This window comes from Aminobacter sp. BA135, from assembly GCF_050859125.1.
In the GTDB taxonomy this organism is placed as follows: domain Bacteria; phylum Pseudomonadota; class Alphaproteobacteria; order Rhizobiales; family Rhizobiaceae; genus Aminobacter; species Aminobacter ciceronei.
Window position 1 is genome coordinate 1,133,339 of record NZ_CP139572.1, and the last position, 22,513, is coordinate 1,155,851.

At 64.5% G+C, this 22,513-nt stretch carries 17 protein-coding genes; 10 read left to right on the forward strand and 7 right to left on the reverse strand.

Translation table 11 applies throughout. From position 1 onward, the window contains the following. Position 1: 1 nt before the first annotated feature. On the forward strand, positions 2-406 hold the full coding sequence (locus SLT36_RS05530) for a DUF4440 domain-containing protein (RefSeq protein ID WP_432286237.1): 405 nt from the start codon (positions 2-4) through the stop codon (positions 404-406). Here SLT36_RS05530 and SLT36_RS05535 read toward each other — a convergent pair. Both SLT36_RS05535 and SLT36_RS05540 read right to left on the reverse strand, forming a co-directional pair. Beyond that, entirely contained in the window at positions 403-1,659 is a 1,257-nt protein-coding gene (locus tag SLT36_RS05535; RefSeq protein WP_432286238.1) for a multidrug effflux MFS transporter, read from the reverse strand. The two genes, SLT36_RS05530 and SLT36_RS05535, sit on opposite strands and share 4 nt — an antisense overlap. Then, positions 1,656-2,132 carry a MarR family winged helix-turn-helix transcriptional regulator gene (locus tag SLT36_RS05540; RefSeq protein ID WP_432286239.1) on the reverse strand — a complete coding sequence of 159 codons (477 nt, stop codon included), beginning with the start codon at positions 2,130-2,132 and terminating at the stop codon, positions 1,656-1,658. Before SLT36_RS05540 ends, SLT36_RS05535 begins: the two co-directional genes overlap by 4 nt. Before the next feature lie 130 nt (positions 2,133-2,262). Between SLT36_RS05540 and SLT36_RS05545 the strand changes: the two genes are divergently transcribed. The 3 genes from SLT36_RS05545 to typA all read left to right on the forward strand — a co-directional run bounded on the left by SLT36_RS05545 (position 2,263) and on the right by typA (position 7,258). Then, positions 2,263-4,317: a M3 family metallopeptidase gene (locus SLT36_RS05545; RefSeq protein ID WP_432286240.1), complete on the forward strand. Its 2,055-nt coding sequence runs from the start codon at positions 2,263-2,265 to the stop codon at positions 4,315-4,317. Between the two features lie 19 nt (positions 4,318-4,336). Next, positions 4,337-5,296 (forward strand): small ribosomal subunit Rsm22 family protein, encoded by a 960-nt coding sequence (locus SLT36_RS05550; RefSeq protein WP_432286241.1) that lies wholly within the window; start codon positions 4,337-4,339, stop codon positions 5,294-5,296. A gap of 132 nt (positions 5,297-5,428) precedes the next feature. Beyond that, complete coding sequence (typA, locus tag SLT36_RS05555; RefSeq protein WP_067956499.1) at positions 5,429-7,258, forward strand: translational GTPase TypA; 1,830 nt, start codon at positions 5,429-5,431, stop codon at positions 7,256-7,258. 75 nt (positions 7,259-7,333) lie between these two features. Here the strand turns inward: typA and SLT36_RS05560 are convergent, their stop codons facing one another. After that, entirely contained in the window at positions 7,334-7,648 is a 315-nt protein-coding gene (locus SLT36_RS05560; RefSeq protein ID WP_432286242.1) for a YciI family protein, read from the reverse strand. 205 nt (positions 7,649-7,853) lie between these two features. Here SLT36_RS05560 and SLT36_RS05565 point away from each other — a divergent pair, with 205 nt between their 5' ends. From SLT36_RS05565 to SLT36_RS05575, 3 genes are all read left to right on the forward strand, one after another. Then, positions 7,854-8,465, forward strand: coding sequence for a LysE family translocator (locus SLT36_RS05565; protein ID WP_067966014.1), 612 nt, complete (start codon positions 7,854-7,856; stop codon positions 8,463-8,465). Between the two features lie 190 nt (positions 8,466-8,655). Next, entirely contained in the window at positions 8,656-13,446 is a 4,791-nt protein-coding gene (locus SLT36_RS05570; protein ID WP_432286243.1) for an NAD-glutamate dehydrogenase, read from the forward strand. A gap of 116 nt (positions 13,447-13,562) precedes the next feature. Further along, positions 13,563-14,939: an MFS transporter gene (locus SLT36_RS05575; protein ID WP_376769282.1), complete on the forward strand. Its 1,377-nt coding sequence runs from the start codon at positions 13,563-13,565 to the stop codon at positions 14,937-14,939. Between the two features lie 190 nt (positions 14,940-15,129). Here SLT36_RS05575 and purH read toward each other — a convergent pair whose 3' ends face one another. From purH to htpX, 4 genes are all read right to left on the reverse strand, one after another. Then, positions 15,130-16,746: a bifunctional phosphoribosylaminoimidazolecarboxamide formyltransferase/IMP cyclohydrolase gene (gene purH / locus SLT36_RS05580; RefSeq protein ID WP_432286244.1), complete on the reverse strand. Its 1,617-nt coding sequence runs from the start codon at positions 16,744-16,746 to the stop codon at positions 15,130-15,132. 156 nt (positions 16,747-16,902) lie between these two features. Continuing rightward, positions 16,903-18,624 (reverse strand): heparinase II/III family protein, encoded by a 1,722-nt coding sequence (locus tag SLT36_RS05585; protein WP_432286245.1) that lies wholly within the window; start codon positions 18,622-18,624, stop codon positions 16,903-16,905. A 91-nt stretch (positions 18,625-18,715) separates the two neighbouring features. Continuing rightward, entirely contained in the window at positions 18,716-20,119 is a 1,404-nt protein-coding gene (locus SLT36_RS05590; RefSeq protein ID WP_432286246.1) for an RsmB/NOP family class I SAM-dependent RNA methyltransferase, read from the reverse strand. Beyond that, a complete protein-coding gene (gene htpX, locus SLT36_RS05595; RefSeq protein WP_432286247.1) occupies positions 20,116-21,132 on the reverse strand; it encodes a zinc metalloprotease HtpX in 1,017 nt (338 codons plus the stop codon). The genes SLT36_RS05590 and htpX overlap by 4 nt, the downstream gene beginning before the upstream one ends. A gap of 106 nt (positions 21,133-21,238) precedes the next feature. Between htpX and SLT36_RS05600 the strand changes: the two genes are divergently transcribed. The 3 genes from SLT36_RS05600 (at position 21,239) to SLT36_RS05610 (ending at position 22,315) form a co-directional block, all read left to right on the forward strand. Next, complete coding sequence (locus SLT36_RS05600; protein ID WP_263005762.1) at positions 21,239-21,451, forward strand: DUF1674 domain-containing protein; 213 nt, start codon at positions 21,239-21,241, stop codon at positions 21,449-21,451. Positions 21,452-21,540: 89 nt separating this feature from the next. After that, the gene (locus tag SLT36_RS05605; protein ID WP_432286248.1) at positions 21,541-21,807 is read left to right on the forward strand and encodes a PepSY domain-containing protein; all 267 of its coding nucleotides are present in this window, start codon (positions 21,541-21,543) and stop codon (positions 21,805-21,807) included. 61 nt (positions 21,808-21,868) lie between these two features. Then, positions 21,869-22,315: a thermonuclease family protein gene (locus SLT36_RS05610; protein WP_432286249.1), complete on the forward strand. Its 447-nt coding sequence runs from the start codon at positions 21,869-21,871 to the stop codon at positions 22,313-22,315. Positions 22,316-22,513 lie beyond the last annotated feature (198 nt).

Below are 22,513 nucleotides of genomic sequence, written 5' to 3' on the forward strand. Positions count from 1 at the left end.
GATGTTGCCCGTTCGTACGATTGCAGCAGTCCTGGCGCTGTTGGTGGCCGCCGGCGCCGTGGCGCAGGAGAGCATCGTCGACCGTTGGTATCAGGCGCTGCTCAAGGCGGATGGTCAGACCCTGTCGCAACTGTTGGCCGACAATGCGACGATACGGCTCGACGATATTGGCGTGACCCAGAGCAAGGCGGAGTTCATTGCCTCGATGGAAGAATGGCAGACTGCGGTGAAGGGCGCCAATATCCGCCACAAGATCGAAGCGGAAATGGGCGACACTGTCGTGGTGCGCACCTGCTACGACTTTCCCAACAATGACATGACGACGCGCGAGACATTTGTCACCAGGGGTGGCCTCATCGTCGCCAACACGCAGATGACGATCGGTGAGAACTGTGACGGCTTCTAGCTCTGTTTGAGGCGTGACATCAGCGACGGCTCCGGCAACCGGCGCCAGATCAGCCACGACAGGATGGCGATCAGGCCCATGATCGGGATGACGGTGGCGAGCGCGTTGACCGGATCGCCCATCAACGCTGCGGCAGCGCCGCCGACCATGCCTGCGCCCATCTGGAAGAAACCCATCATGGCGGATGCCGCCCCGGCATTTTCGGGGAAGGGCGCCATCGCCGCCGTCATCATCGCCGGCGAGATCATGGCGATGCCGAAGGCGTAGATGCCGACCGGAACCATGACCAGCAGGAAGCTGGGCTCGTAGGTCCTGAGCAGGATGGCCATGGCGATCGATCCGATGGCAACGAAAACCAGGCCGACGGGCACCATCCTTGCTGCGCCGAAGCGCTTCATGAAGATGCGCATGACGATCGCGCCGGCCATGAAATTGGCGGTCTGCATCAGCATGCCGACGCCGAACTGGGTGGGCGTGAGGCCGACACGCTCCATCAGAATGAAGGCCAGCACGGTCGCCTGGGTGTAGATCGCGCCGGTCGTGCCGGCGATGACCAGGCAGCAGAGCACGAAATAGGGGCTGCGGAAGAGCGAGCCGTAGGAGGCGACGAGGGCTTTCGGCCGGATGCGGCTGAGGTCGCGCGTCACCGTTTCACGCAGGGCAAAGATCGCCACCAGCATGACGACGACGCCGAGCAGCACCATCACCACGAAGATGGCATGCCAGCCGAACAACTCCATGGTCAGGCCGCCGAGGGTTGGCGCGATGGCCGGGCCGAGGGCCAGAAGGATGCCGATCATGTTCATGATGCGGGCGGAGCGCTCGTGGGTGAAGACGTCGCGGACGACGGCACGCGCCACCGAAACACCGACGGCGGCGCCGACGCCCTGCAGAAAGCGCGCGACGACGAGCGTTTCGATGTTCGGCGCCATCAGCGCCAGAACGCTTGCGGCAAGATAGATCGCCATGAAGGCGAGCGTGATCGGGCGGCGGCCAAAACCGTCGGAGAGCGGGCCACAGACGAGCTGGGCAAAGGCAAAGCCGCCGAAATAGAGCGACAGCGTCATCTTGACCGCGGCTTCGGTGGTGCCGAAGGCCTGGACGATCTCGGGCATGGCGGGCGTGAACAGCGCCAGCGAGATCGGGCCGATGGCAACCATCAGGCCGCCGATCAGCGACACCCGGCGCTCGCTCATGATCGGCGCGGTTTCCACAAGGTCCAGCGCCTGGCTGATGTCGGTGCGCATGTTCATGCCGCCGTGTCCTCGCCCGAAAGCGCTTCGGTGCGCGTGGCGAGCAGGTTGGCGCGGGCTGCCCGCAGTGAAACGAGAAGGCGCTGCCAGTCGTCCGGATCGATGCCAAGCGCTGCCTCGCTTCGGATCGCGGCGGCGATCGGCTCGATCTGCCTGACGACGGTGGACCCGGCTTCGGTGAGGGTGACCAGCTTGGCACGGCGATCGGCCGGATCGGGCTGGCGCTCGACGAAACCCTTGGCTTCGAGCCGGTCGACAAGACCGCTCAGGGTCATCGCTTCGACACCCAGCCGCTCGGCCAATGTCGTCTGCCTGATTGGGCCGGTGCGGCTGACATTGAGCAGCGCCCGGCCCTCGCCGGTGGTCAGGCCGAGGCCGGCTTCAGTGGTGCGGCGGTCCATCTCGGCGCGGATGATGCGCGAGAGATCGTTGACGATGAAGCCGAAGGTGTCGGTTTCCGGACTGGCAGGCATTTTAGTAAGTAATCCTTATTATATGGGTTACTTAGTTTACGTGAGGCGACGAGTCAATGCGGTTGCGCAGTTACCGGTCCGGCCCTACATCGAGGCTGTCCGAACCGAATGCCAATCGAGGAAGCCATTCATGTCCGCCAGCCAGAACATCGATCTCGCGCGTCATCCGCTGACCCATTGGGCCGGGCCACTCGGCCTGCCGGATTTCACCAGGATCGAGGACAGCGATTTCGGGCCGGTGTTTGACGCAGCGCTTGCCGCGCACGCCGCCGAGATCGACGCGATTGCCGCCAATGCGGAACAAGCGACGGTCGCCAACACGCTTGAAGCAATCGAGCTCGCAGGTGATGCGCTCGACCGCGTGTCCTCGATCTTCTGGTGCCGCGCCGGTGCCCACACCAATGACGCGATCCAGGCGATGGAGCGTGAGATCTCGCCGAAGATGGCTCGCCATTTCTCGGCGATCTCGATGAACGAGAGGCTGTTTGCACGCATAGACGATCTCTACTCCCGCCGCGCTTCGCTCGGCCTAGACCCTGAGACGCTGAGGGTGCTGGAAAAAACCTGGAAAGGCTTCGTCCGTTCGGGTGCCAAGCTCGACCCGGTGGGCAAGAAGCGGCTTGCCGCAATCCAGGAAGAGCTTGCCTCGCTTGGCGCCAAATTCGGCCAGAACGTTCTGGCCGACGAGAGGGAATGGGTGCTGTTTCTCGACGAAGGCGATCTCGACGGCCTGCCGGAATTTGTCCGTGGTGCGATGGGCCAGGCTGCCGAGGCGCGCGGCGAGACGGGTAAGTACGCCGTCACCTTGTCACGCTCGATCTATGAGCCGTTCACGACGTTCTCTGAGCGGCGTGACCTGCGCGAAAAGGCATTCAAGGCCTTTGCGGGACGCGGCGAAACAGGTGGCGAGACCGACAATGCCAGCATTGTGCGCGATACGCTCAGCCTGCGCGCCGAAAAGGCCAGGCTGCTCGGCTATGACAGCTATGCGGCGCTGAAGCTCGATGACACCATGGCAAAGACCCCCAAGGCGGTGATGGAGCTGCTCGAGCCGGTGTGGAACAAGGCGCGCGAGAAGGCTGCCGCCGACGAGACCGAACTGCAGCGCCTTGCAGCGGCCGCCGGCAGCAACGACAAGCTCGCCGCCTGGGACTGGCGCTTCTATCAGGAGAAGCTGCGGGCGGAGAAATACGCCTTCGACGAGGCCGAGTTGAAGCCCTACCTCCAGCTCGAGAACGTCATCAATGCCTGCTTCGATGTCGCGACGCGGTTGTTCGGCATCACCTTCAAGGAAGTGCCCGATGTTGCCGCCTGGCATCCCGATGCCAGGGTGTTCGAGGTGTTCAACGCCGACGGCAGCACGCGCGGGCTCTTCCTCGCCGATTATTTTGCCCGCCAGTCGAAGCGTTCGGGTGCCTGGATGAGTGCCCTGCAGTCGGGCTACAGGCTAGGCAAGGGCTCGACGCCGATCATCTACAACATCATGAACTCCGCCAAGCCGAAGGCCGGCGAGCCGGCGCTGCTGTCGCTCGACGAGGCCAAGACGCTGTTCCATGAATTTGGCCACGCTTTGCATGGCATGCTGACCGATGTCACCTGGCCGTCAGTGGCGGGCACCTCGGTCAGCCGCGACTTCGTCGAATTGCCGTCGCAACTCTACGAACACTGGCTGACGGTGCCGTCGGTGCTGGAAAAGCATGCGCTGCATTACAAGACCGGCAAGCCGATGCCCAAGGCTCTGCTCGACAAGATGCTGGCTGCCAAGACTTTCGGCGCCGGCTTTGCCACCGTCGAGTTCGCCTCGTCGGCGCTTGTCGACATGGCCTATCATGCCCGGCCGGACGCACCGACGGAGCCCGCCGCCTTCGAAGCCGAGACACTGGAAAAGCTCGGCATGCCGGATGCGATCGTCATGCGTCACCGTACGCCGCATTTCCTGCATGTGTTCTCGGGCGAGGGCTATTCGGCCGGCTACTACTCCTACATGTGGTCGGAAGTGCTCGACGCCGACGCCTTCGCCGCCTTCGAGGAAACCGGCGACGCCTTCAATCCCGGCATGGCCGAGAAGCTGCGCAAGCACATCTATGCGGCAGGCGGTTCGGCCGATCCGGAAGAACTCTACAAGGCCTTCCGCGGCAAGTTGCCGTCGCCGGAGGCGATGATGGAAAAGCGCGGCCTCGTCTAGGCCGCGGACGGGCAGGCCAATGGAACTACCGGCAGCATTGCGGGCGGCGGTCGACCGGGCGCTGGAAGGCGTGCCGCTTGGCGAGTTGCAGCGGGCTGCCGACACCTTGTCGAGCCGCTATCGCGCCGAGTTGCGCGATGGAAAACTGCATCTGTCGGACGAGATGTTCGCCAACGCCTATCTGGCGACGCGGCTGCCGGCGACATTTGCGGCCGTCAGGGCAAGTCTCGAAAGTGCCGCCGAGCTGATGCCTGACTTCGAGCCGAAAAGCCTGCTCGACGTCGGTGCCGGTCCAGGCACGGTTCTTTGGGCGGCTTCGGACTGCTGGCCGAGCATCGATTCCGCGACGATGCTCGAGGCAAGCCAGGCGATCCGCAAGGTCGGCCTGGCACTTTCGGCGCATTCCGGCGTCGCGCATGTCGATTGGCGCGCGGCGGATGCCGCCCAAAGCTTCGAGGCCGACAAGGCCGACTTGGTGACACTGGCCTATGTGCTGGACGAACTGTCGCCGACCGAAGGGCTCGCGCTGGTCGAACGTCTGTGGGGCGCCACCAATGGCTTGCTGGTGGTTGTCGAGCCCGGCACGCCGGCCGGCTGGCGACGCATGATGGCGGTGCGCTCGCGCCTCATCGAGCTTGGTGCGCATCTGGCCGCCCCTTGTCCGCACAGCCAGGTCTGTCCGATCGTCGAACCCGACTGGTGTCATTTTTCACGTCGCGTGGCGCGCTCGCGGCTGCATCGGCTGACCAAGCGTGGCGAGGTGCCGTGGGAAGACGAGAAATACATTTTCCTGGCCGCGTCGCGCATGCCGGCTGAACCATTCCGCGCCCGGGTCTTGGCGCCGGCGCGCGGCGGATCGGGCAAGGTCCAGCTCAAACTGTGCCTGGAAAATGACTCGATCGAGGAAAAGCTCTTGACCAAGCGCGATGGCGAGCTGTTCAGGTCGGCACGACGGGCCGACTGGGGCGACTTCTTGTAGGCTTGCCGGCGGGCAGAAAATTGGCCGATTTGCCCGCCCCCCTTTCGCATTTGCGAAAAAAGCTGTATGAGCCCGGCCACACGAAACGCGGCGCGTCGACAGGCAGTGCCCGCAACGCTCCCGAGTAGACATATGAACCTCCGCAATATCGCGATCATCGCGCACGTCGACCATGGCAAGACCACGCTCGTCGACCAGCTTCTCAAGCAATCCGGCTCGTTCCGTGAAAACCAGCGCGTCGCCGAGCGCGCGATGGATTCGAACGATCTCGAAAAGGAACGCGGCATCACCATCCTGGCCAAGGCGACTTCGGTCGACTGGAAGGACACCCGCATCAACATCGTCGACACCCCTGGCCACGCCGATTTCGGCGGCGAGGTCGAGCGCATCCTGTCGATGGTCGACAGCGCGATCGTGCTGGTCGACGCCGCCGAAGGCCCGATGCCGCAGACCAAGTTCGTCGTCGGCAAGGCGCTTAAGGTCGGCCTCAAGCCGATCGTCGTCATCAACAAGATCGACCGCCCCGATGGCCGCCATCAGGAAGTCATCAACGAGGTGTTCGACCTGTTCGCAGCCCTCGACGCCACCGACGAACAGCTCGACTTCCCGATCCTCTACGGTTCGGGCCGCGATGGCTGGGTTTCCGAGAATCCGGAAGGCCCGAAGGACCAGGGCCTGGCGCCGCTGTTCGACCTCGTGCTCAAGCACGTACCGGCACCGACGGTTCACCCCGGCCCGTTCCGCATGATCGGCACCATTCTCGAGGCGAACCCGTTCCTCGGTCGCATCATCACCGGCCGCATCGAATCCGGCACGCTGAAGTCCAACCAGCCGGTCAAGGTGCTGCACCATGACGGTTCGCTGCTGGAAACCGGCCGCGTCTCCAAGATCCTCGCCTTTCGTGGTCTCGAGCGTCAGCCGATCGAAGAAGCGCAGGCAGGCGACATCGTTGCCATCGCCGGCCTTTCCAAGGGAACCGTCGCCGACACCTTCTGCGACCCGGCTGTGACCGAGCCGCTGCATGCGCAGCCGATCGATCCGCCGACCGTCACCATGTCCTTCATCGTCAACGACTCGCCGCTGGCCGGCACCGAAGGTGACAAGGTCACCAGCCGCGTCATCCGCGACCGTCTGCTCAAGGAAGCCGAAGGCAACGTCGCCCTCAAGATCGAGGAATCGGCCGACAAGGATTCGTTCTACGTCTCCGGCCGTGGCGAATTGCAGCTGGCCGTGCTGATCGAAACGATGCGCCGCGAGGGCTTCGAGCTTGCCGTGTCGCGTCCGCGTGTCGTCATGCAGAAGGACGAGAACGGCGACCTGCTCGAGCCCGTCGAAGAAGTCGTCATCGACGTTGATGAAGAGCATGCCGGCGTCGTCGTCCAGAAGATGTCGGAGCGCAAGGCCGAGATGGTCGAGCTGCGTCCTTCAGGCGGCAACCGCCAGCGTCTGGTGTTCCATGCGCCGACGCGCGGCCTGATCGGCTACCAGTCGGAACTGCTCACCGATACGCGTGGCACGGCTGTCATGAACCGCCTGTTCCACTCCTACCAGGGCTACAAGGGCGAGCTGCCCGGTCGCACCAACGGCGTTCTGATCTCCAATGATCAGGGTGAGTCGGTTGCATTCGCCATGTGGAACCTGGAAGACCGCGGCCCGATGGTCATCGACGCCGGCGTGAAGGTCTACCAGGGCATGATCATCGGTATCCACAGCCGCGACAACGACCTCGAGGTCAACGTGCTGAAGGGCAAGAAGCTGACCAACATCCGCGCCGCCGGCAAGGATGAAGCAGTGCGCCTGACGCCGCCGATCCGCATGACGCTGGAGCGCGCGCTCGCCTGGATCCAGGACGACGAGCTGGTCGAAGTGACGCCGAAGACCATCCGCCTGCGCAAGCTCTATCTCGACCCGAACGAGCGCAAGCGCTTCGAGAAGTCGTCGAAGACCGCCGGCGCGGCATAAGCCACGCGGCACAAATCAAAAGGGCGTCTCCATTGGAGGCGCCCTTTTTGCTTTGGGGCGTGGGTGCGACCCCGACTACATCTCGATTATGGGTGCGACTTCCACCGAACCACCGGCGTGGAGGATAGGGCAGCCCTTGGCAATGCGCGCGGCGTCGGCGGGGTCCTTGGCGTCGAACACCGAATAGCCGCTGACCGGATTGGCGCCGCCGTCATTGGTAACAGCGCCGTTGGCGGCAACCGTCTGCGACTTGCCGACCGGATTGCCGCCATCGACGACGGCAGCGCCCAGCGAGGCAAACCAGTCCATCCAGGACTTCATCACCTTGGCGCCTTCTTCCTCCGATTGCGGCATGGCGCCGCCGTGATAGACGAAGAGAAACTTGGCCATGACATCTCCTCCGTGGCGTGCCGAGGTGCCGGCCACCCGACATCGTGCCGGCGCGCGAGCTATTCATTTGCCTGTAGGCTGTCCTGGACAACCTGCTTTCCTGTCCGATCTCGCAAAGTTGATGGCATAGGCGCCTGGTTCGTCTGGCGGTTGCAAGTTGCGGCGCATGCCGTAAGGTTCCGCGACCAGCCATTCGGGGATGACGATGGAACCGACTTCGCTTCTGATCTTTGCCGGTGCTCTGCTTGTTGCCGCCGGTTCGCCCGGGCCTTCCATTGCAGCACTGGTGGCACGGGTCATATCGAAGGGCTTTCGTGACGTGTTGCCGTTCCTGGCGGCGATGTGGATCGGCGAGGCGATCTGGCTTTCGCTGGCGGTGTTTGGCCTCGCCTTCGTGGCGCAGTCCTTTCACATGGCCTTCGTTGTGGTGAAATGGGCTGGCGTCGCCTATCTCGTCTACCTTGCCTGGAAAATGTGGACGGCCCCCGTCGACACGCGCGAAGGCGAGATGCCGAGCCAGGATTCTCCGCTCAAGCTTTTCGCTGCCGGCATGGCCGTGACGCTCGGCAATCCCAAGATCATGATGTTCTATCTGGCGCTGTTGCCGACGATCATCGACCTGGCTTCGGTGAGCGTCGTCGGCTGGCTGGAACTGACGCTGACGATGGCGGCGGTGTTGATCGCCATCGACCTCGCCTGGGTGTTCGCAGCAGCACAGGCGCGCAAGCTTTTGCGGAGCAAGCGGGCGATGCAGATTGCGAATCGGGTGAGCGCCACGACCATGGCGGGTGCGGCCGCGGCGATTGCCGCGAGGTGAAAAGGCCAAAGTTTTGTCAGGCCGGGTACGCAGTGAGCCTTGGGGACGCTGCGTCAGCCTATTTTGCAGGCAATTTCTGCCTGCCCGATAGGCGTTTTTGCCTACCTTCCGTCAAACCTTTGTCGCTAAAGGCAGGCCATCTGCTACGATAGTCGCAAAAGCATGTGACGGGACGGGAGAAACTAGCGTCATGGCCGCATCTGTGAAGTCTAAGGCGAAATCCGCCAAGACTGCATCCGCCTCCAAATCCTCCAACAGACCTCCCCAACTGCACGAATTGCTGCTCGCCCGAGCGCCGGCCGAGGATGTGGCCGATTATGAGCCGGGCATGCTGGAGCGCGCAGCACAGCTCGCCGAGCAGGCCGTGCTCAAGCACCGCAAGGGTTCGTCGGTCATCGACATCGAGACCGACGGCAGCGTCGTCCGTCATGACCGGCCGGTCGCCGTTGTCACGGTCGTCAACGACAACATGCCGTTCCTGTTCGATTCGGTGCTCGGCGAGATCACCGAAGCCGCCGGCGAGCCGGTGCTTGTCACGCACCCGGTCATCCACGTCCGCCATGGCCGCACCGGCGTCGACGAGATTCTGAGCGATGGCGGCCACAAGGGCGAGGAGGCGGCCGACAAGGTCAGCGTCATTCACGTCCACATCCCGCCGCTCGGCAAGGGTGCCGCCGAAGCGTTGCGCGAGCGGCTGAAGAAGCTGCTTGGACAGGTGCGCGCCGCTGTCACCGACTGGAAGCCGATGCTGGCCAGGCTCGACCAGGCGATTTCCGAATTCCGCTATGCGCCGATCCCGCTCGACAAGAATGCGGTGACCGAAGCAATCGCCTTCCTCGAATGGCTGCGCGACGACAATTTCACCTTCCTCGGCATGCGCGAGTTCAAATATTCGGGCGGCGAAAAGAGCGGCACGCTGGAACGCTCCGACAAGCCGGGCCTCGGCATCCTCGCCGATCCCGACGTTCTGGTGCTGCGTCGCGACACCATCGACGTGACGTCGACGACGCCCGAAATCCGCGCCTTCCTGCATGGCCCGGACCCGCTGATCGTCACCAAGGCCAATGCCAAGTCGGCAGTGCACCGCCGTGCCTATCTCGACTACATCGGTATCAAGACCTACGACGCCAAGGGCCAGCTGTCGGGCGAACTGCGGATCGTCGGCCTTTTCACCTCGACCGCCTACACGCGCTCGGTGATGAAGATCCCCTATCTGCGCTCCAAGGCCGAAACCGTGGTGCAGAAGTCGGGTTTCGACCCTGCCGACCATTCCGGCAAGGCGCTGATCAACGTGCTTGAATCCTATCCGCGCGACGAGTTGTTCCAGGTCGCTGTGCCGACGCTGCGCAAGCATTCCGAGGCGATCCTCGGCCTGATCGAGCGGCCGCGCGTGCGTGCGCTGGTGCGGGTCGACCAGTTCGACCGCTTTGTCTCGATCCTCGTCTTCGTGCCGCGTGACCGCTACGATTCGGTGGTGCGCGAGAAGATCGGCGCCTATCTCAGGACGGTCTTCGAAGGGCGGCTGTCGGCCTATTACCCGGCATTCCCCGAAGGCGGGCTGGCGCGTGTCCATTTCATCATCGGCCGCTCCGGCGGCAAGACGCCCAAGGTCGAGCAATCGGCCATCGAGGCGGCGATCCGCGACATGGTGCGGACCTGGGAGGATGGCTTGCGCGATGCATCCGCCGAGGCGGGCTCATCCGCATCGTTCGTGAAGCTCGCCAGCCACTTCCCGCAGGACTACCAGAACAGCTTCTCGCCGGCGGCAGCCCTTGTCGATGCCGAGCGCATCGCCTCGATCGGCGCATCCAACCCGATCGTCATCGACTGCTATCGCGACACCGGCCAGGCGCCCGCGCAGGCCTCGCTGAAAATCTACCACCATGGCGCACCGGTGGCGTTGTCGCGGCGAGTGCCATTGCTCGAGAACATGGGCTTCCGTGTCATCAGCGAGCGCACCTTCGAACTGGGCGAGAAGGGCGAGGATCAGATCTTCATCCATGACATGGAGCTGGAGAACGCCTATGGCCAGCCGATCGACCTGGCCGACGACGGTCTGCTGTTCGAGGAGGTGTTCCTGTCGGTCTGGAAGGGCGATGCCGACAATGACGGCTACAACGCCCTGGCGCAGACGGCAGGTCTCGGCTCCAACGAGATCCTGATCCTGCGCGCCTATGGCCGCTACCTGCAGCAGGCAGGTATCCCGCAGAGCCAGGATTTCATCGCGGCAGCGCTGAACCGCTATCCCGATATCGCGCGCGGCCTGCACGCGCTTTTCCTCGCCCGGCTCGATCCGGCACAGGAACAGGACGGCCTGGTCACCGCCAAGCACCTTAAGGCCAAGATCAAGGACGCGCTCGAGGCGGTCCCCAACATTGACGACGACACCATTATCCGGCGCTACGTCAACCTGATCGAGGCGTCGCTCAGGACCAACCATTTCGTGGCGGGTAAGAAGGAACGTGGCCAATCGCTGGCGATCAAGCTCGACTCGCGCAGCGTCGAAGGCCTGCCAGAGCCGCGGCCGTGGCGCGAGATCTTCGTTTATGGTTCGGAGGTCGAGGGGCTGCACCTGCGCTTCGGCGCGGTGGCGCGCGGCGGCCTGCGCTGGTCTGACCGTGCCCAGGACTATCGCACCGAGGTGCTTGGCCTGGTCAAGGCGCAGCAGGTCAAGAATGCCGTCATCGTGCCTGTCGGCGCCAAGGGCGGCTTCTTCCCCAAGCGCCTGCCCGCGGGCGGCAGCCGCGACGCGGTGTTCGAGGCCGGCAAGGCTGCTTACGTCAATTTCGTCTCCAGCCTGCTGTCGATCACCGACAATCTCGACGGCGACAAGGTGGTGCCGCCGGCGGGCGTTGTCCGCCGCGATATCGACGATCCCTACTTCGTCGTTGCCGCCGACAAGGGCACGGCGACCTTCTCCGACACGGCCAACGGCATCAGCGAGAAGCACGGCTTCTGGCTCGACGACGCCTTCGCCTCGGGCGGCTCGGCCGGCTACGACCACAAGAAGATGGGCATCACCGCGCGCGGCGCCTGGGAAGCGGTCAAGCGGCACTTCCGCGAGATGAACCGCGACATCCAGACGACGCCGTTCACCGTCGTCGGCGTTGGCGACATGTCCGGCGACGTCTTCGGCAACGGCATGCTGTTGTCCGAGCAGACGAGGCTGATCGCCGCCTTCGACCACCGCGACATCTTCATCGATCCCACGCCCGACATGGCCGCGTCCTTTGCCGAGCGCAAGCGGATGTTCGACCTGCCGCGTTCGAGCTGGCAGGACTATGACAAGTCGAAACTGTCGGCAGGCGGCGTGATCGTTTCGCGGGCCCAGAAGTCGGTGACGCTGCCGCAGGCGGCGGCGACGGCGATCGGGCTCGCCAAGACGACGGCATCGCCGACCGAGATCATGAACGCCATCCTGCGCGCACAAGTCGACCTGTTGTGGTTCGGCGGCATCGGCACCTATGTCCGCGCGACCGGCGAAACCAACCAGGAAGTCGGCGACCGCGCCAATGACGCGATCCGCGTCACCGCCACCGACCTCAGGGTCAAGGTGATCGGCGAGGGCGCCAATCTCGGTGCAACCCAACGGGCGCGCATCGAGTTCGGCCTCAAGGGCGGACGCTGCAACTCGGACGCCATCGACAACTCGGGCGGCGTCAATTCATCCGACGTCGAGGTCAACATCAAGATCGCGCTGGCTTCGGCGATGCGCAAGGGCACGCTGCAGCGGCCGGCACGCAACAAGTTCCTCGCCGAAATGACCGAGGAGGTTGCCGGGCTGGTGCTGGCCAACAACTACGAGCAGACGCTGGCGCTGTCGGTTGCGGCCAAGCGCGGTATTCAGGACATCGCGCATCAGGGCCGTTTCATGAGCGCGCTCGAGGCGCGCGGACTGCTCGACCGGGCCGTCGAGAACCTTCCATGGCCGCCTGCTTTGGCCGAACGCCAGACGCGTGGCGAGCCGCTGACCCGGGCCGAGCTCGGCGTGCTGCTCGCCTATGCCAAGATCGTGCTGTTCTCCGACATCGTCGCCAGCGACGTGCCCGACGAAGCCCATTTCGAACGCGATCTGCTCGGCTACTTCCCCGAGCGCATGGCCAAGAAATATGCCGCCGAGATCGGTGGTCACCGGCTGCGCCGCGAGATCATCGCGCGGGTCGTCGCCAACGATCTCGTCAATCGTGGTGGGCCATCCTTCGTCAACCGGCTGCAGGAGGCCAGCGGCCGTTCGGCGGCCGATGTGGTGCGGGCTTTTGCCGTCGTGCGCGATGGCTTTGCCCTGCCGGCGCTCTATCGCGAGATCGACGCGCTCGACAATGTCGTCGACGGCACGCTGCAGCTCGACCTGTACCAGGCGGTGAGCCGGCTGATCTTCGGCACCAGCGGCTGGTATCTGCGCAATGAGCACAGCGATGCGTCGCTGGCGAGCCGCATCGCCGAGCTGCAGGAAGCACGCGCAGCACTGGAGCCGAAGTTCTCCGGCATGCTGCCTGCCTTCACCCGCGAGCGCATCGAAAACCGCAAGGCCGGCTTTGCCGCCGCCGGTGCGCCGGAGAAACTGGCCGAGCGGCTGTCGCTGCTCGAGGCAGGCGAACTGGTGCCGGACATCGCCCTGGTGGCCAAGACCGCCAAGGCGGACATCCTGGCAGCGGCGAAGGCGTTTTTCGGCGTCAGCGAGGCGTTCCGCATTCCGCGGATCGAGGATGCAACGCATGCGATCGCCACCTCCGACTATTATGAGGGGCTGGCGCTGTCGCGCGCATCCGACACCATCGGTGCGGCGCGACGCGGCATCGCGGTTGCGGCATTGACCGGTTTCGGCACCGCTGCCGATCCGGTCGCTGCATGGCTCGACGCCGGCGGCGACAGGACCAACCGTACCCGCGACAGGCTGCAGGCCCTGACGGAGGGTGGCGACATCACCGTGTCGCGCCTGACGGTGGCGGCCGGGCTGATGAGCGACCTGTCGGGACGCTGAGCCCTTGCAACGGCGCCTGCCACGGCAACCGTGGCAGGCATTTTCCTCAAGGACCACGCAAGCGAACTACGCTATAGCTCCAGACAACGCGCTGATGCGGCGCGCGCGGAGGGATGATGGCTGACACGATGGTGGTTCAACGCACGCCTCGGCGTGGCGTCTGGGGATGGATGTTCTTCGACTGGGCGGCGCAGCCGTTCTTCACCGTGGTCACCACCTTCATCTTCGGTCCCTATTTCGTCTCGCGCATGGCGACCGATCCGGCCATGGGCCAGGCAGCCTGGGGTTACGGCATTGCTGCAGCCGGTTTCGTCATCGCCATCCTGTCGCCGGTGCTTGGCTCGATCGCCGACCAGACCGGCCCGCGCAAGCCATGGATCGCATTCTTTGCCGCGATCAAGATCATCAGCCTGTGCCTGCTCTGGTATGCCGAGCCCGGATCGCCGCTGGTGCCGATCGTTCTGCTGTTTTCGCTCGCTTCGGTGGCGGCGGAGTTCTCGATCGTCTTCAACGATTCGATGATGCCTCGCCTTGTCTCGAAGGAGGAGATCGGCAAGATTTCCAACATTGCCTGGGGCCTTGGTTATCTCGGCGGCATGATCGTGCTGATCTTCGTCGTCGGTTTCCTGGCTGCATCGCCCGAGAGCGGCAAGACCATCATCGGTGCGGCCCCGCTGTTCGGGCTGGACCCGGTGGCAGGCGAGGATGCTCGCGCCACAGGCCCGATTTCAGCATTGTGGTACCTCGTCTTCATCCTGCCGATGTTTTTCTTTACACCCGACAGCGGCAAGGGCATCGCCATCCGGCCGGCCGTGCGGCTGGGGCTTTCCGAGCTCAAGTCGACGATCGGCGAGGTGCGCCAGCGCACCGGCATCTTCCGTTTCCTCGTCGCCCGCATGATTTACCAGGACGGCGTCAACGCCTTGCTCGGTCTTGGTGGCGCGTTCGCGGCTGCGATGTTCGGTTGGACAATCACTGAAATCGGAATCTACGGCATCATTCTCAATGTCGTCGCCATCTTTGGCTGCCTGGTTGCCAGCCGTCTCGACACCAGCTTCGGTTCCAAGGTCGTGGTGGTGTTTTCGCTGGTGCTGCTGACGATCGCCACCATCGGCATCGTCTCCACCGGACCGGGCTACACGCTGTTCGGCCTGTGGCAGATGCCTGGTGCCGATACCAACGGGCTGTTCGGCACGCCCGCCGAGAAGGCCTACATTGCCTTCGGCCTGCTGGTCGGCATTGCCTTCGGCCCGGTGCAGGCGTCGTCGCGCTCCTATATGGCGCGCAGTGTCTCGGCCGATGAGGCAGGGCGCTATTTCGGTCTGTATGCGCTGTCGGGCCGGGCGACCAGCTTCGTCGCGCCGTTCGTGGTCGCGACAGTCACCGCCCTGAGCGGCTCGCCACGCCTTGGCATGGCGATGATCATCATATTCTTCGTCGTCGGGCTGGCAGTGTTGTTGCGCACGCCCTATCCGGCTGACGAGGTGAAATAGCGGATATTATCTTCCCCCTGTGGGAGAAGCTGTCACCGAAGACGACGGATAGCGGTGCTGGACGAGGCGGTGCGTCTCAAGGTTTCGGCGTTCGCCGCTTTTCTGGCAACACCTCACTCCGTCCAGAACCCCTCGTCCGGCTTTGCTCCGCTCACTACCTTCTCCCGCAACAGGAGAAGGTATCTGCCCCTCAGTGCCTGAAGTGTCTCACGCCGGTGAAGATCATGGCGATACCATGGGCATCTGCCGCGGCGATGACGTCGTCGTCGCGCATCGAGCCGCCCGGCTGGATGACAGCGGTGGCGCCCGCCTCGACGGCAGACAGCAGGCCGTCGGCGAAGGGGAAGAAGGCATCGGAGGCAACCACCGACCCCTTGGTCAGCGGTTCGGCGAGGCCGGCGGCTTCCGCGGCATCCAGCGCCTTGCGGGCGGCGATGCGCGATGAATCGACCCGGCTCATCTGGCCGGCGCCGATACCCACCGTGGCAAGATCCTTTGCGTAGACGATGGCGTTCGACTTGACGTGCTTGGCAACACGGAAGGCGAATTTCAGGTCTTCGATCTCGCGCTGGGTCGGTTGGCGCCTGGTCACGACATTGAGGTCGAGCGTATCGACGACGGCGTTGTCGCGCGATTGGACAAGCAGGCCGCCGGCGACCGACTTGACCGAAAGCCCGGCGCGGTCCGGATCGGGCAGGCCGCCTGTCACCAGCAGACGCAGGTTCTTCTTGGCAGCGACGATGGCCTGGGCCTCAGGCGTAGCGTGCGGTGCAATGATGACTTCGGTGAAGATCTTGACGATCTCCTCGGCCGCCTCGGCATCGAGAATGCGGTTGAGCGCAACGATGCCGCCGAAAGCCGAGACGGGGTCACAGGCGAGCGCCCGGGCATAGGCCTCGCTCAGCGTTGCGCCCTCGGCGACACCGCACGGATTGGCGTGCTTGATGATGGCGACGGCGGCGGTGCGGACGGGGTCGAACTCGCCGGCCAGCTCGAAGGCGGCGTCGGTATCGTTGATGTTGTTGTAGGACAGTTGCTTGCCCTGGAGCTGGGTCGCGGTGGCGACGCCGGGACGCTTGTCGCCGGTCAGGTAGAAGCCGGCCGACTGATGCGGGTTCTCGCCATAGCGCATGACGCTCTGCAGCTTGCCGCCGAAAGCGCGCCAGTCGGGCGTCTCGATCTCGAGCGCCTCGGCGAACCAGCCGGAGATCGCCGCGTCATAGGCTGCCGTGCGGGCAAAGGCCTTGGCCGCCAGCTTCTTGCGGAACTCGTAGGTCAGGCAGCCATTGTTGGCGACGATCGAATCGAGCACGTCCTTGTAGTCGGCCGGGTCGGTGACAATGGCGACATAAGCGTGGTTCTTGGCCGAGGCGCGGACCATGGCCGGGCCGCCAATGTCGATGTTCTCGACGATCGAGGCGTAGTGAGCGCCGGAATCGCGGACCTCTTCGAAGGGGTAAAGATTGACCACCACGAGGTCGATCGGCTCGATGCCGTGCTCGGCCATGGCAGCGACATGCGCGGGGTCGTCGCGGACGCCGAGCAATGCGCCATGCACCGAGGGATGCAGCGTCTTGACGCGGCCGTCCATGATCTCGGGGAACTTGGTGAGCTCGGAAACGTCGCGGACGGCGATGCCTTCGGCCGAAATACTCTTGGCGGTACCGCCGGTGGAGACCAGCTCGACACCGACATTGGTCAGGCACTTGGCGAATTCGATCAGCCCGGTCTTGTCGGAAACCGACAGCAAAGCGCGCCGGATCGGCACGAGGTCGGGTGCGGGGATCTTCTTGGAGACGACGGCCATGGGTGGCGGGCCCTTCAAAGTTGGGAGCGGAAACTTTGCTTGCGGGCGGCCTAGCACATGAGGCTCGGAAATCAAGGCGCGCAGCCGCGCATGCGGCCTATTTCCCGAGGTGATGCCGATCAGGCGCTCAAGGTGCCTCCGCAATCCTGGACGGCTCTAGCCGTCGAGGCGGCTGATGATGCGCGTGCGCGAGAACTGCCAATGCACCTCGGAGATGTCGGAGGCCTTGAACGACAGCACGATCTGGCGCGAGCGGCGGGGACCGCCGAGACCGGCGAAGTAGATCGATTCCTCGACCTCGGACCCAACATCAGGCGAGGTGAAGACCCAGGTGTCGATGTCAGGCCCCGTCAACACCAGTCGCTCCTTCTGGTCACGGAACAGTTGGACGTCGGGATGGACGTGGAAGCGGATGGTGACGAGATCGCGGCCATCATTCTTGATGGGCGTCTTGCCTGCACGAAGGATGCGGTCGCAGCCTGACAGGATGCTGCCGCCGGCCGACAGGCTCAACTCGCGCTCGTGATGGAGGCCGAAGCGCTGGGCGTAGCCGTCATGTCGGGCGACGAAGCCATGGATGCCGGGTTTGTCCAAGCGCTGGGTCGGCACCGATTTCGGTCCGCCAAAAAGCGGGCTGCCGAGCACGCCGCTGACGCGTTGCGAATGGGCGAAGCTGGCCGACGAGGTGTCGTTGATGGTGACGGTGGAGTGAGCCGCGGTGGCGCGCGCCAGCGGCCTGAGATCGGCTGCGCCATAAGTGTCGATGCCGGCATTGACGATGTAGTGCTGGCGGCCCGACGACATCTCGAAGGCAAGGCAACCGGCATGGGCCTGGTTCGACACGTCGATCGGCGGTGCCGTGCCGGTGTCGGCAATCACAGTCGTGCCGCCCATGGCGAGGCGCTCGTAGCCGGAATGGGTGGCGTGCAGCGGCGGCGAGCCGGCGGTGTCGTCATGGCGCAGGATCGCCACGATGCGGTCATGGATGGTGGCGCCCATGCCGTTGAAGCGGGCGAGGCTGCCGTCCTGGTGGCGGAAGAAGCGCAGTGCCGGCAGCATGCGCTCGACGGCATTGATCAGCGCCAGCGGCGGCTGCTCGGCCTGGTTGGCGTAGGTGTGGCGCAGCGGCAAAAGGTCGGCGAGGATTTCGAGAACCGCCATCGGGTTGCGCGAGATGTGCCCGCCGTCGGGCAGGATCTGGCGGTCGAGCTCCTCGGCGAGGTAACGCGTGGCCGAGCGCAGCGCCGAGACAGGCGCCGGCAGCGACAATGCGGCGAAGGCGAGCGCAACACGGGCGCGGAGCCTGTCCTTGCCGTCGGGCATGTCGGGTGACATCGACCGGAGGTAACGGATCTGCATTGCCAGCGAACGCAGGAAAGACCGGTAGAAGGCGAACTCGGCGCCCTGCAGCACGACCGAGGAGTGCTGCAGCCAGGCGATGACGCGCTTGGCGGTGGTTGCCGGTTCCCAGGCGATGCCGGAAATCCGGGTGCCATGCAGCGCGATCCAGTCTGACACCAGGGCGCGGGCGTTGGCGGCGGCCAGCTCGGTGCCGGCGGCGCGCATGTGGCGCAGCCAGCGGAAGCCATGCAGGCTGCGCTGCCAGCCGCGATTGGGCACGTCGATCAGGAAGGGCGACTGGCCGCCTGTCTCGACAAGATGGCCCGACAGCGGAAAGCGGCCATAGTAGATTTCGAGCGCGATCTGGGGATCGGCCAGGCGCAGATCCGGCGGCGCGATAAGTACGCGTTCGGGCGTGCGCCCGGAGTAGCGCCAGCTGTAGGCCGGCCCGGCGCGCAGGCGCCGGCGCGTCTTACGCCAGAACTCCTTGGCAACGAGAGCCCAAAGACGCGTCGTGTTGTCCGCCGCGATCGACAATACCCCTCCTGACGCAACCCCACGTCGTCACACAAATTAGGTTGTTTCAATGGCGGGCGCGAGGGTGAATTTTTCGTAAACGCCGTGTTGATCAGGCGATGCGTCGGAACCTTGCTGCAAAGAAGCCATCCAGGCCGGAGATGGCGGGATTGCCGATGTCGAGGCCAGCGGGCGTGGTGCGCAAAAAGCCGGTGGCGGTGACGAAATCGTCGATGCCTGCGACCTCGCCTGTCCGAATCGGGTCGAGTTCGACCTTGGCCTTGTGATCGGCGAGGAAGCCGGCAACGAGCGCTTCGCCTTCCTCGGGATCAAGCGAGCAGTTGGAAAAGACAATCCTGCCGCCAGGTCTCACCAGCTTGACGGCGCGGTCGAGCAAAGCGCGCTGGACGCCGGCGAGCTTGGTGATGTCGGCAGGCGACTTGGTCCACAACACGTCGGGATGGCGGCGCACCGTGCCGGTGGACGAGCAGGGCGCGTCGAGCAGGACGGCATCGAACAGTTCGGCCGGCTCGTAAGTGTGAATGTCGGCATTGACCTTGTCGGCGTCGAGGCCAAGGCGCTCGAGATTGCCGGCAAGACGGGCGAGGCGGTTCTTCGAGGCTTCGACCGCCGTGACCCTGGCGCCGGTGAGCACGAGCTGTGCCGTCTTGCCGCCGGGGGCAGCGCAGAGGTCGGCGACGCGCTGGCCGGTGACGTCGCCGAACAACTTTGCCGGCAATGCGGCAGCGGCGTCCTGGACCCACCAGGCGCCTTCGGCGAAGCCCGGGAGTTCGGCGACGGGGCCGGAGAGGCGTTCGATGCGGATCGTTCCGGTGGGCAGCACGGTGCCGCCCAGTTGTTCCGCCCATTTGGCTGGATCCGCCTTGGCGGTGAAATCGACCGGCGCCTCGATGCGATGCGCGGCGAGGATCAGCTTTGCCTGTTCGGGGCCGTAGGCCGCCGTCAAGCGCTCGACGAACCAGTCCGGCGCGTCACTTGTCGTTGCCAGCATTTCGGGCAGTTCGGCGTCCTTGGCACGCGCCAGGGTGCGCAGCACGCCATTGACCAGGCCGGAGAAGCGCACGGTGCGCGGGTCGGCCTTGGCGTGGGTGACGGCAAGGTCGACGGCGGCGCTGTCGGGAATGTCGAGGAACAGAATCTGGGCCGCCGCGACATGAAGGATATGGGTGAGAACAGTCGCGTTGGCCGGCAACGGCTTTTCCAGCCGGCGCGCCAGCAATTTGGCGATGGTGACTCGATGACGAAGCGCGGTGGCCAGGATGGCGCGGACCAACCCGCGGTCACGCATGTCGAGCGCGCGGAACTGCGGGTGGCCGTGTTCGTGATCGGTCAGGCCGTCGAGTGGGGTCCTGGCGTCGATCGTCGCGGCAAGCAGGCGGGCGGCCGCCATGCGCGCAACGATGCCGGGGACATCGGGAACGGTGGACGGGCGACTGCCCTTGGCATTGCCTGAGCGTGCGCGGTTTCGCTTGTCGTCGCGCTGACCGCCGCTCACGACCTCGGGCCTTTCGGCCCGGTCGGATTGCGGCCCCAGGGGCCGGACGGACGTGGCTGTTCGGGCACCGCCTGCTCGGCAGGGCGACCGCCCCACGGACCCTGCTGGCCGGAAGGTGCCGAGGACTGCGCCGTCGGCTGGGGTGCCGTACGCTGGGCTGGACGACCGACACCCTCGTTCGCCATCGCCTGCAGGGCGGCGATGCGGTTTTCGGTGTTGGGGTGGGTCGAGAAAAGATTGTCCATGCGCTCGCCGGATAGAGGATTGATAATGAAGAGGGGAGCCATGGCAGGATTGCGCTCGGCTTCGGGGTTGTGGATGCGTTCGACGTTGCGGGCGATCTTGTCAAGGGCCGAGGCGAGCCAGAGTGGATTGCCGCAGATTTCGGCGCCGCGCCTGTCAGCCGAATATTCACGCGTACGGCTGATTGCCATCTGCACCAGCATGGCGGCAAAAGGCGCCACGATCATCGCCACCAGCACGCCGACGAAGCCGAGCGGATTGTTGTTGTCGCGGTTGCCACCGAAGAAGAAGGCGAAGTTGCCGAGCATCGAGATCGCGCCGGCAAGGGTCGCGGTGACAGTCATGATCAGCGTGTCGCGGTTTTCGATATGGGCGAGTTCGTGGGCCATCACGGCGGCGACTTCCTCATGGCTGAGGCGCTGCAACAGGCCGGTGGAAGCGGCGACGGCGGCATTTTCGGGATTCCGGCCGGTGGCGAATGCGTTGGGCTGCGGGCTGTCGATCAGATAGACCCTCGGCATCGGCAGGCCGGCATTGGCGGCAAGGCCGCGCACGATGGCGTAATATTCAGGTGCGTTGCGCTCGTCGACCTCGATGGCATTGTTCATGCGCAGGACCATCTTGTCGGAGTTCCAGTAGCTGAACAGGTTCATGCCTGCCGCGATCAGGAAGGCGATGGTCATGCCGCCGGAGCCGCCGATCAGATAGCCGACGCCCATGAACAGCGCCGTCATGGTCGCCAGAAGCATCGCCGTCCGCATCATGTTCATCGGTCACTCCGTCCTTTTCCGCGCGCGCCAGGGTCGATCACGGCTGTACGCTTCGCTATATGATGGGAGAGACGAGGGTGCGTTTCAATCATTTCCGAGGAATCCCATGGACGACGCCAAGCCGCAGACCGATCTGGAAACGCCTGCGCCAAGGCAGCTTTCGCCTGCGGCCAAGCGTGCGCTCGCCGAAGCGGAAGCGCGCCGCGAGGCCTACAAGGCCGAAGAAGCCAAGCTGCCGCGCGAGATCGGCGGCCGTGGCGGCAAGGAGCCCGGGCGCTATGGCGACTGGGAAATCAAGGGCCTGACCAGCGACTTCTGACGCGGTTGGGTCGGGTCTTCCTTGCGCGACTGCGATGGAACCGAAATCGCGAGCCGCTCGTTCTCCAAGGGACCGTGCAAGGAGCTGCCATGACCAGGATGATTTCGGGACTCGCACTTGCTGTGCTGCTGGGTGCGGTGCCCGCGCAGGCGCAGACCAAGGAACCGGCGGTGCCGCCGCAGAATTCGCTCAAGCTGTCCGAGATCATCGCCAAGATCGAGCAGCGCGACCAGTTCCACTACATCTCCGAGATCGATTGGGAGAGCGAAGGCTATTACGACGTGACCTACTACACATCCGACAAGGCCAAGGTGGAGATCAAGGTCGATCCTGTCAGCGGCGAGCCGAGGTTGTAGTTTCGCAACGCCTGCTCTCGGGCGTATTGCTCAATCGACGACATAGGAATAAATACCTTGAATGGATTCGAATCCGCTCAAGGTTATGTCGGTGCTGGTTTGTGTCGGCCTTGCCTCTCCCGTAGAAGCCAAACGGCGGGACAATTTCGCCGGGCCGGTCAGCGCGCGCGTCGTCGAGGTGATCGACGGCGATACGTTCCTGGCCGAGGCCGAGATCTGGCCCGGGCAGACGCTGCGGGTGAACATCCGCATTCGTGGCATCGACGCACCGGAGATGAAAAGCCGGTGCGTGGACGAACGAACCGCGGCACTGGCGGCACGAGCAGCCCTTGCCCGGCTTGTCGCTGAGGGTCCGATAAGTCTCTCCAATATCGGTGGCGCCAAATATTACGGCCGTGTGCTTGCCGACGTCAGCACCGGAGACGGTGAGGTGGTCGCCAAGGCAATGCTCGAAGACGGGCTGGTGCGCGCCTATGGCGGCGGCAAGCGGGACAGCTGGTGTAGGTGACCCGATCTGGCACAGGCTTTGTGTGCCGAAGTGAGGCGGCGCCAGCGGTGCTGCCGTCACCATGGTGAACGAGCGGTAAACAAGCCCGCCGGCTTGCAAGCGGGTTTACCCCAAATTCACCATGTGGATCAGTGATCTCAATGAAAATCAATGACTTGATGCGGTGATGCCGCCGTGCCCGGCTGAATGGGCGGCCGC

Coding starts and splice junctions, on each gene's coding strand:
- SLT36_RS05605 (WP_432286248.1), top strand. CDS start 21,541: ATGACCAGGATGATTTCGGGACTCGCACTTGCTGTGCTGCTGGGTGCG.
- SLT36_RS05530 (WP_432286237.1), top strand. CDS start 2: ATGTTGCCCGTTCGTACGATTGCAGCAGTCCTGGCGCTGTTGGTGGCC.
- SLT36_RS05565 (WP_067966014.1), top strand. CDS start 7,854: ATGGAACCGACTTCGCTTCTGATCTTTGCCGGTGCTCTGCTTGTTGCC.
- SLT36_RS05560 (WP_432286242.1), bottom strand. CDS start 7,648: ATGGCCAAGTTTCTCTTCGTCTATCACGGCGGCGCCATGCCGCAATCG.
- typA (WP_067956499.1), top strand. CDS start 5,429: ATGAACCTCCGCAATATCGCGATCATCGCGCACGTCGACCATGGCAAG.
- SLT36_RS05545 (WP_432286240.1), top strand. CDS start 2,263: ATGTCCGCCAGCCAGAACATCGATCTCGCGCGTCATCCGCTGACCCAT.
- SLT36_RS05535 (WP_432286238.1), bottom strand. CDS start 1,659: ATGAACATGCGCACCGACATCAGCCAGGCGCTGGACCTTGTGGAAACC.
- htpX (WP_432286247.1), bottom strand. CDS start 21,132: ATGAACATGATGCGGACGGCGATGCTTCTGGCGACCATGACGGCGCTG.
- purH (WP_432286244.1), bottom strand. CDS start 16,746: ATGGCCGTCGTCTCCAAGAAGATCCCCGCACCCGACCTCGTGCCGATC.
- SLT36_RS05610 (WP_432286249.1), top strand. CDS start 21,869: ATGGATTCGAATCCGCTCAAGGTTATGTCGGTGCTGGTTTGTGTCGGC.
- SLT36_RS05600 (WP_263005762.1), top strand. CDS start 21,239: ATGGACGACGCCAAGCCGCAGACCGATCTGGAAACGCCTGCGCCAAGG.
- SLT36_RS05540 (WP_432286239.1), bottom strand. CDS start 2,132: ATGCCTGCCAGTCCGGAAACCGACACCTTCGGCTTCATCGTCAACGAT.
- SLT36_RS05570 (WP_432286243.1), top strand. CDS start 8,656: ATGGCCGCATCTGTGAAGTCTAAGGCGAAATCCGCCAAGACTGCATCC.
- SLT36_RS05550 (WP_432286241.1), top strand. CDS start 4,337: ATGGAACTACCGGCAGCATTGCGGGCGGCGGTCGACCGGGCGCTGGAA.
- SLT36_RS05575 (WP_376769282.1), top strand. CDS start 13,563: ATGGCTGACACGATGGTGGTTCAACGCACGCCTCGGCGTGGCGTCTGG.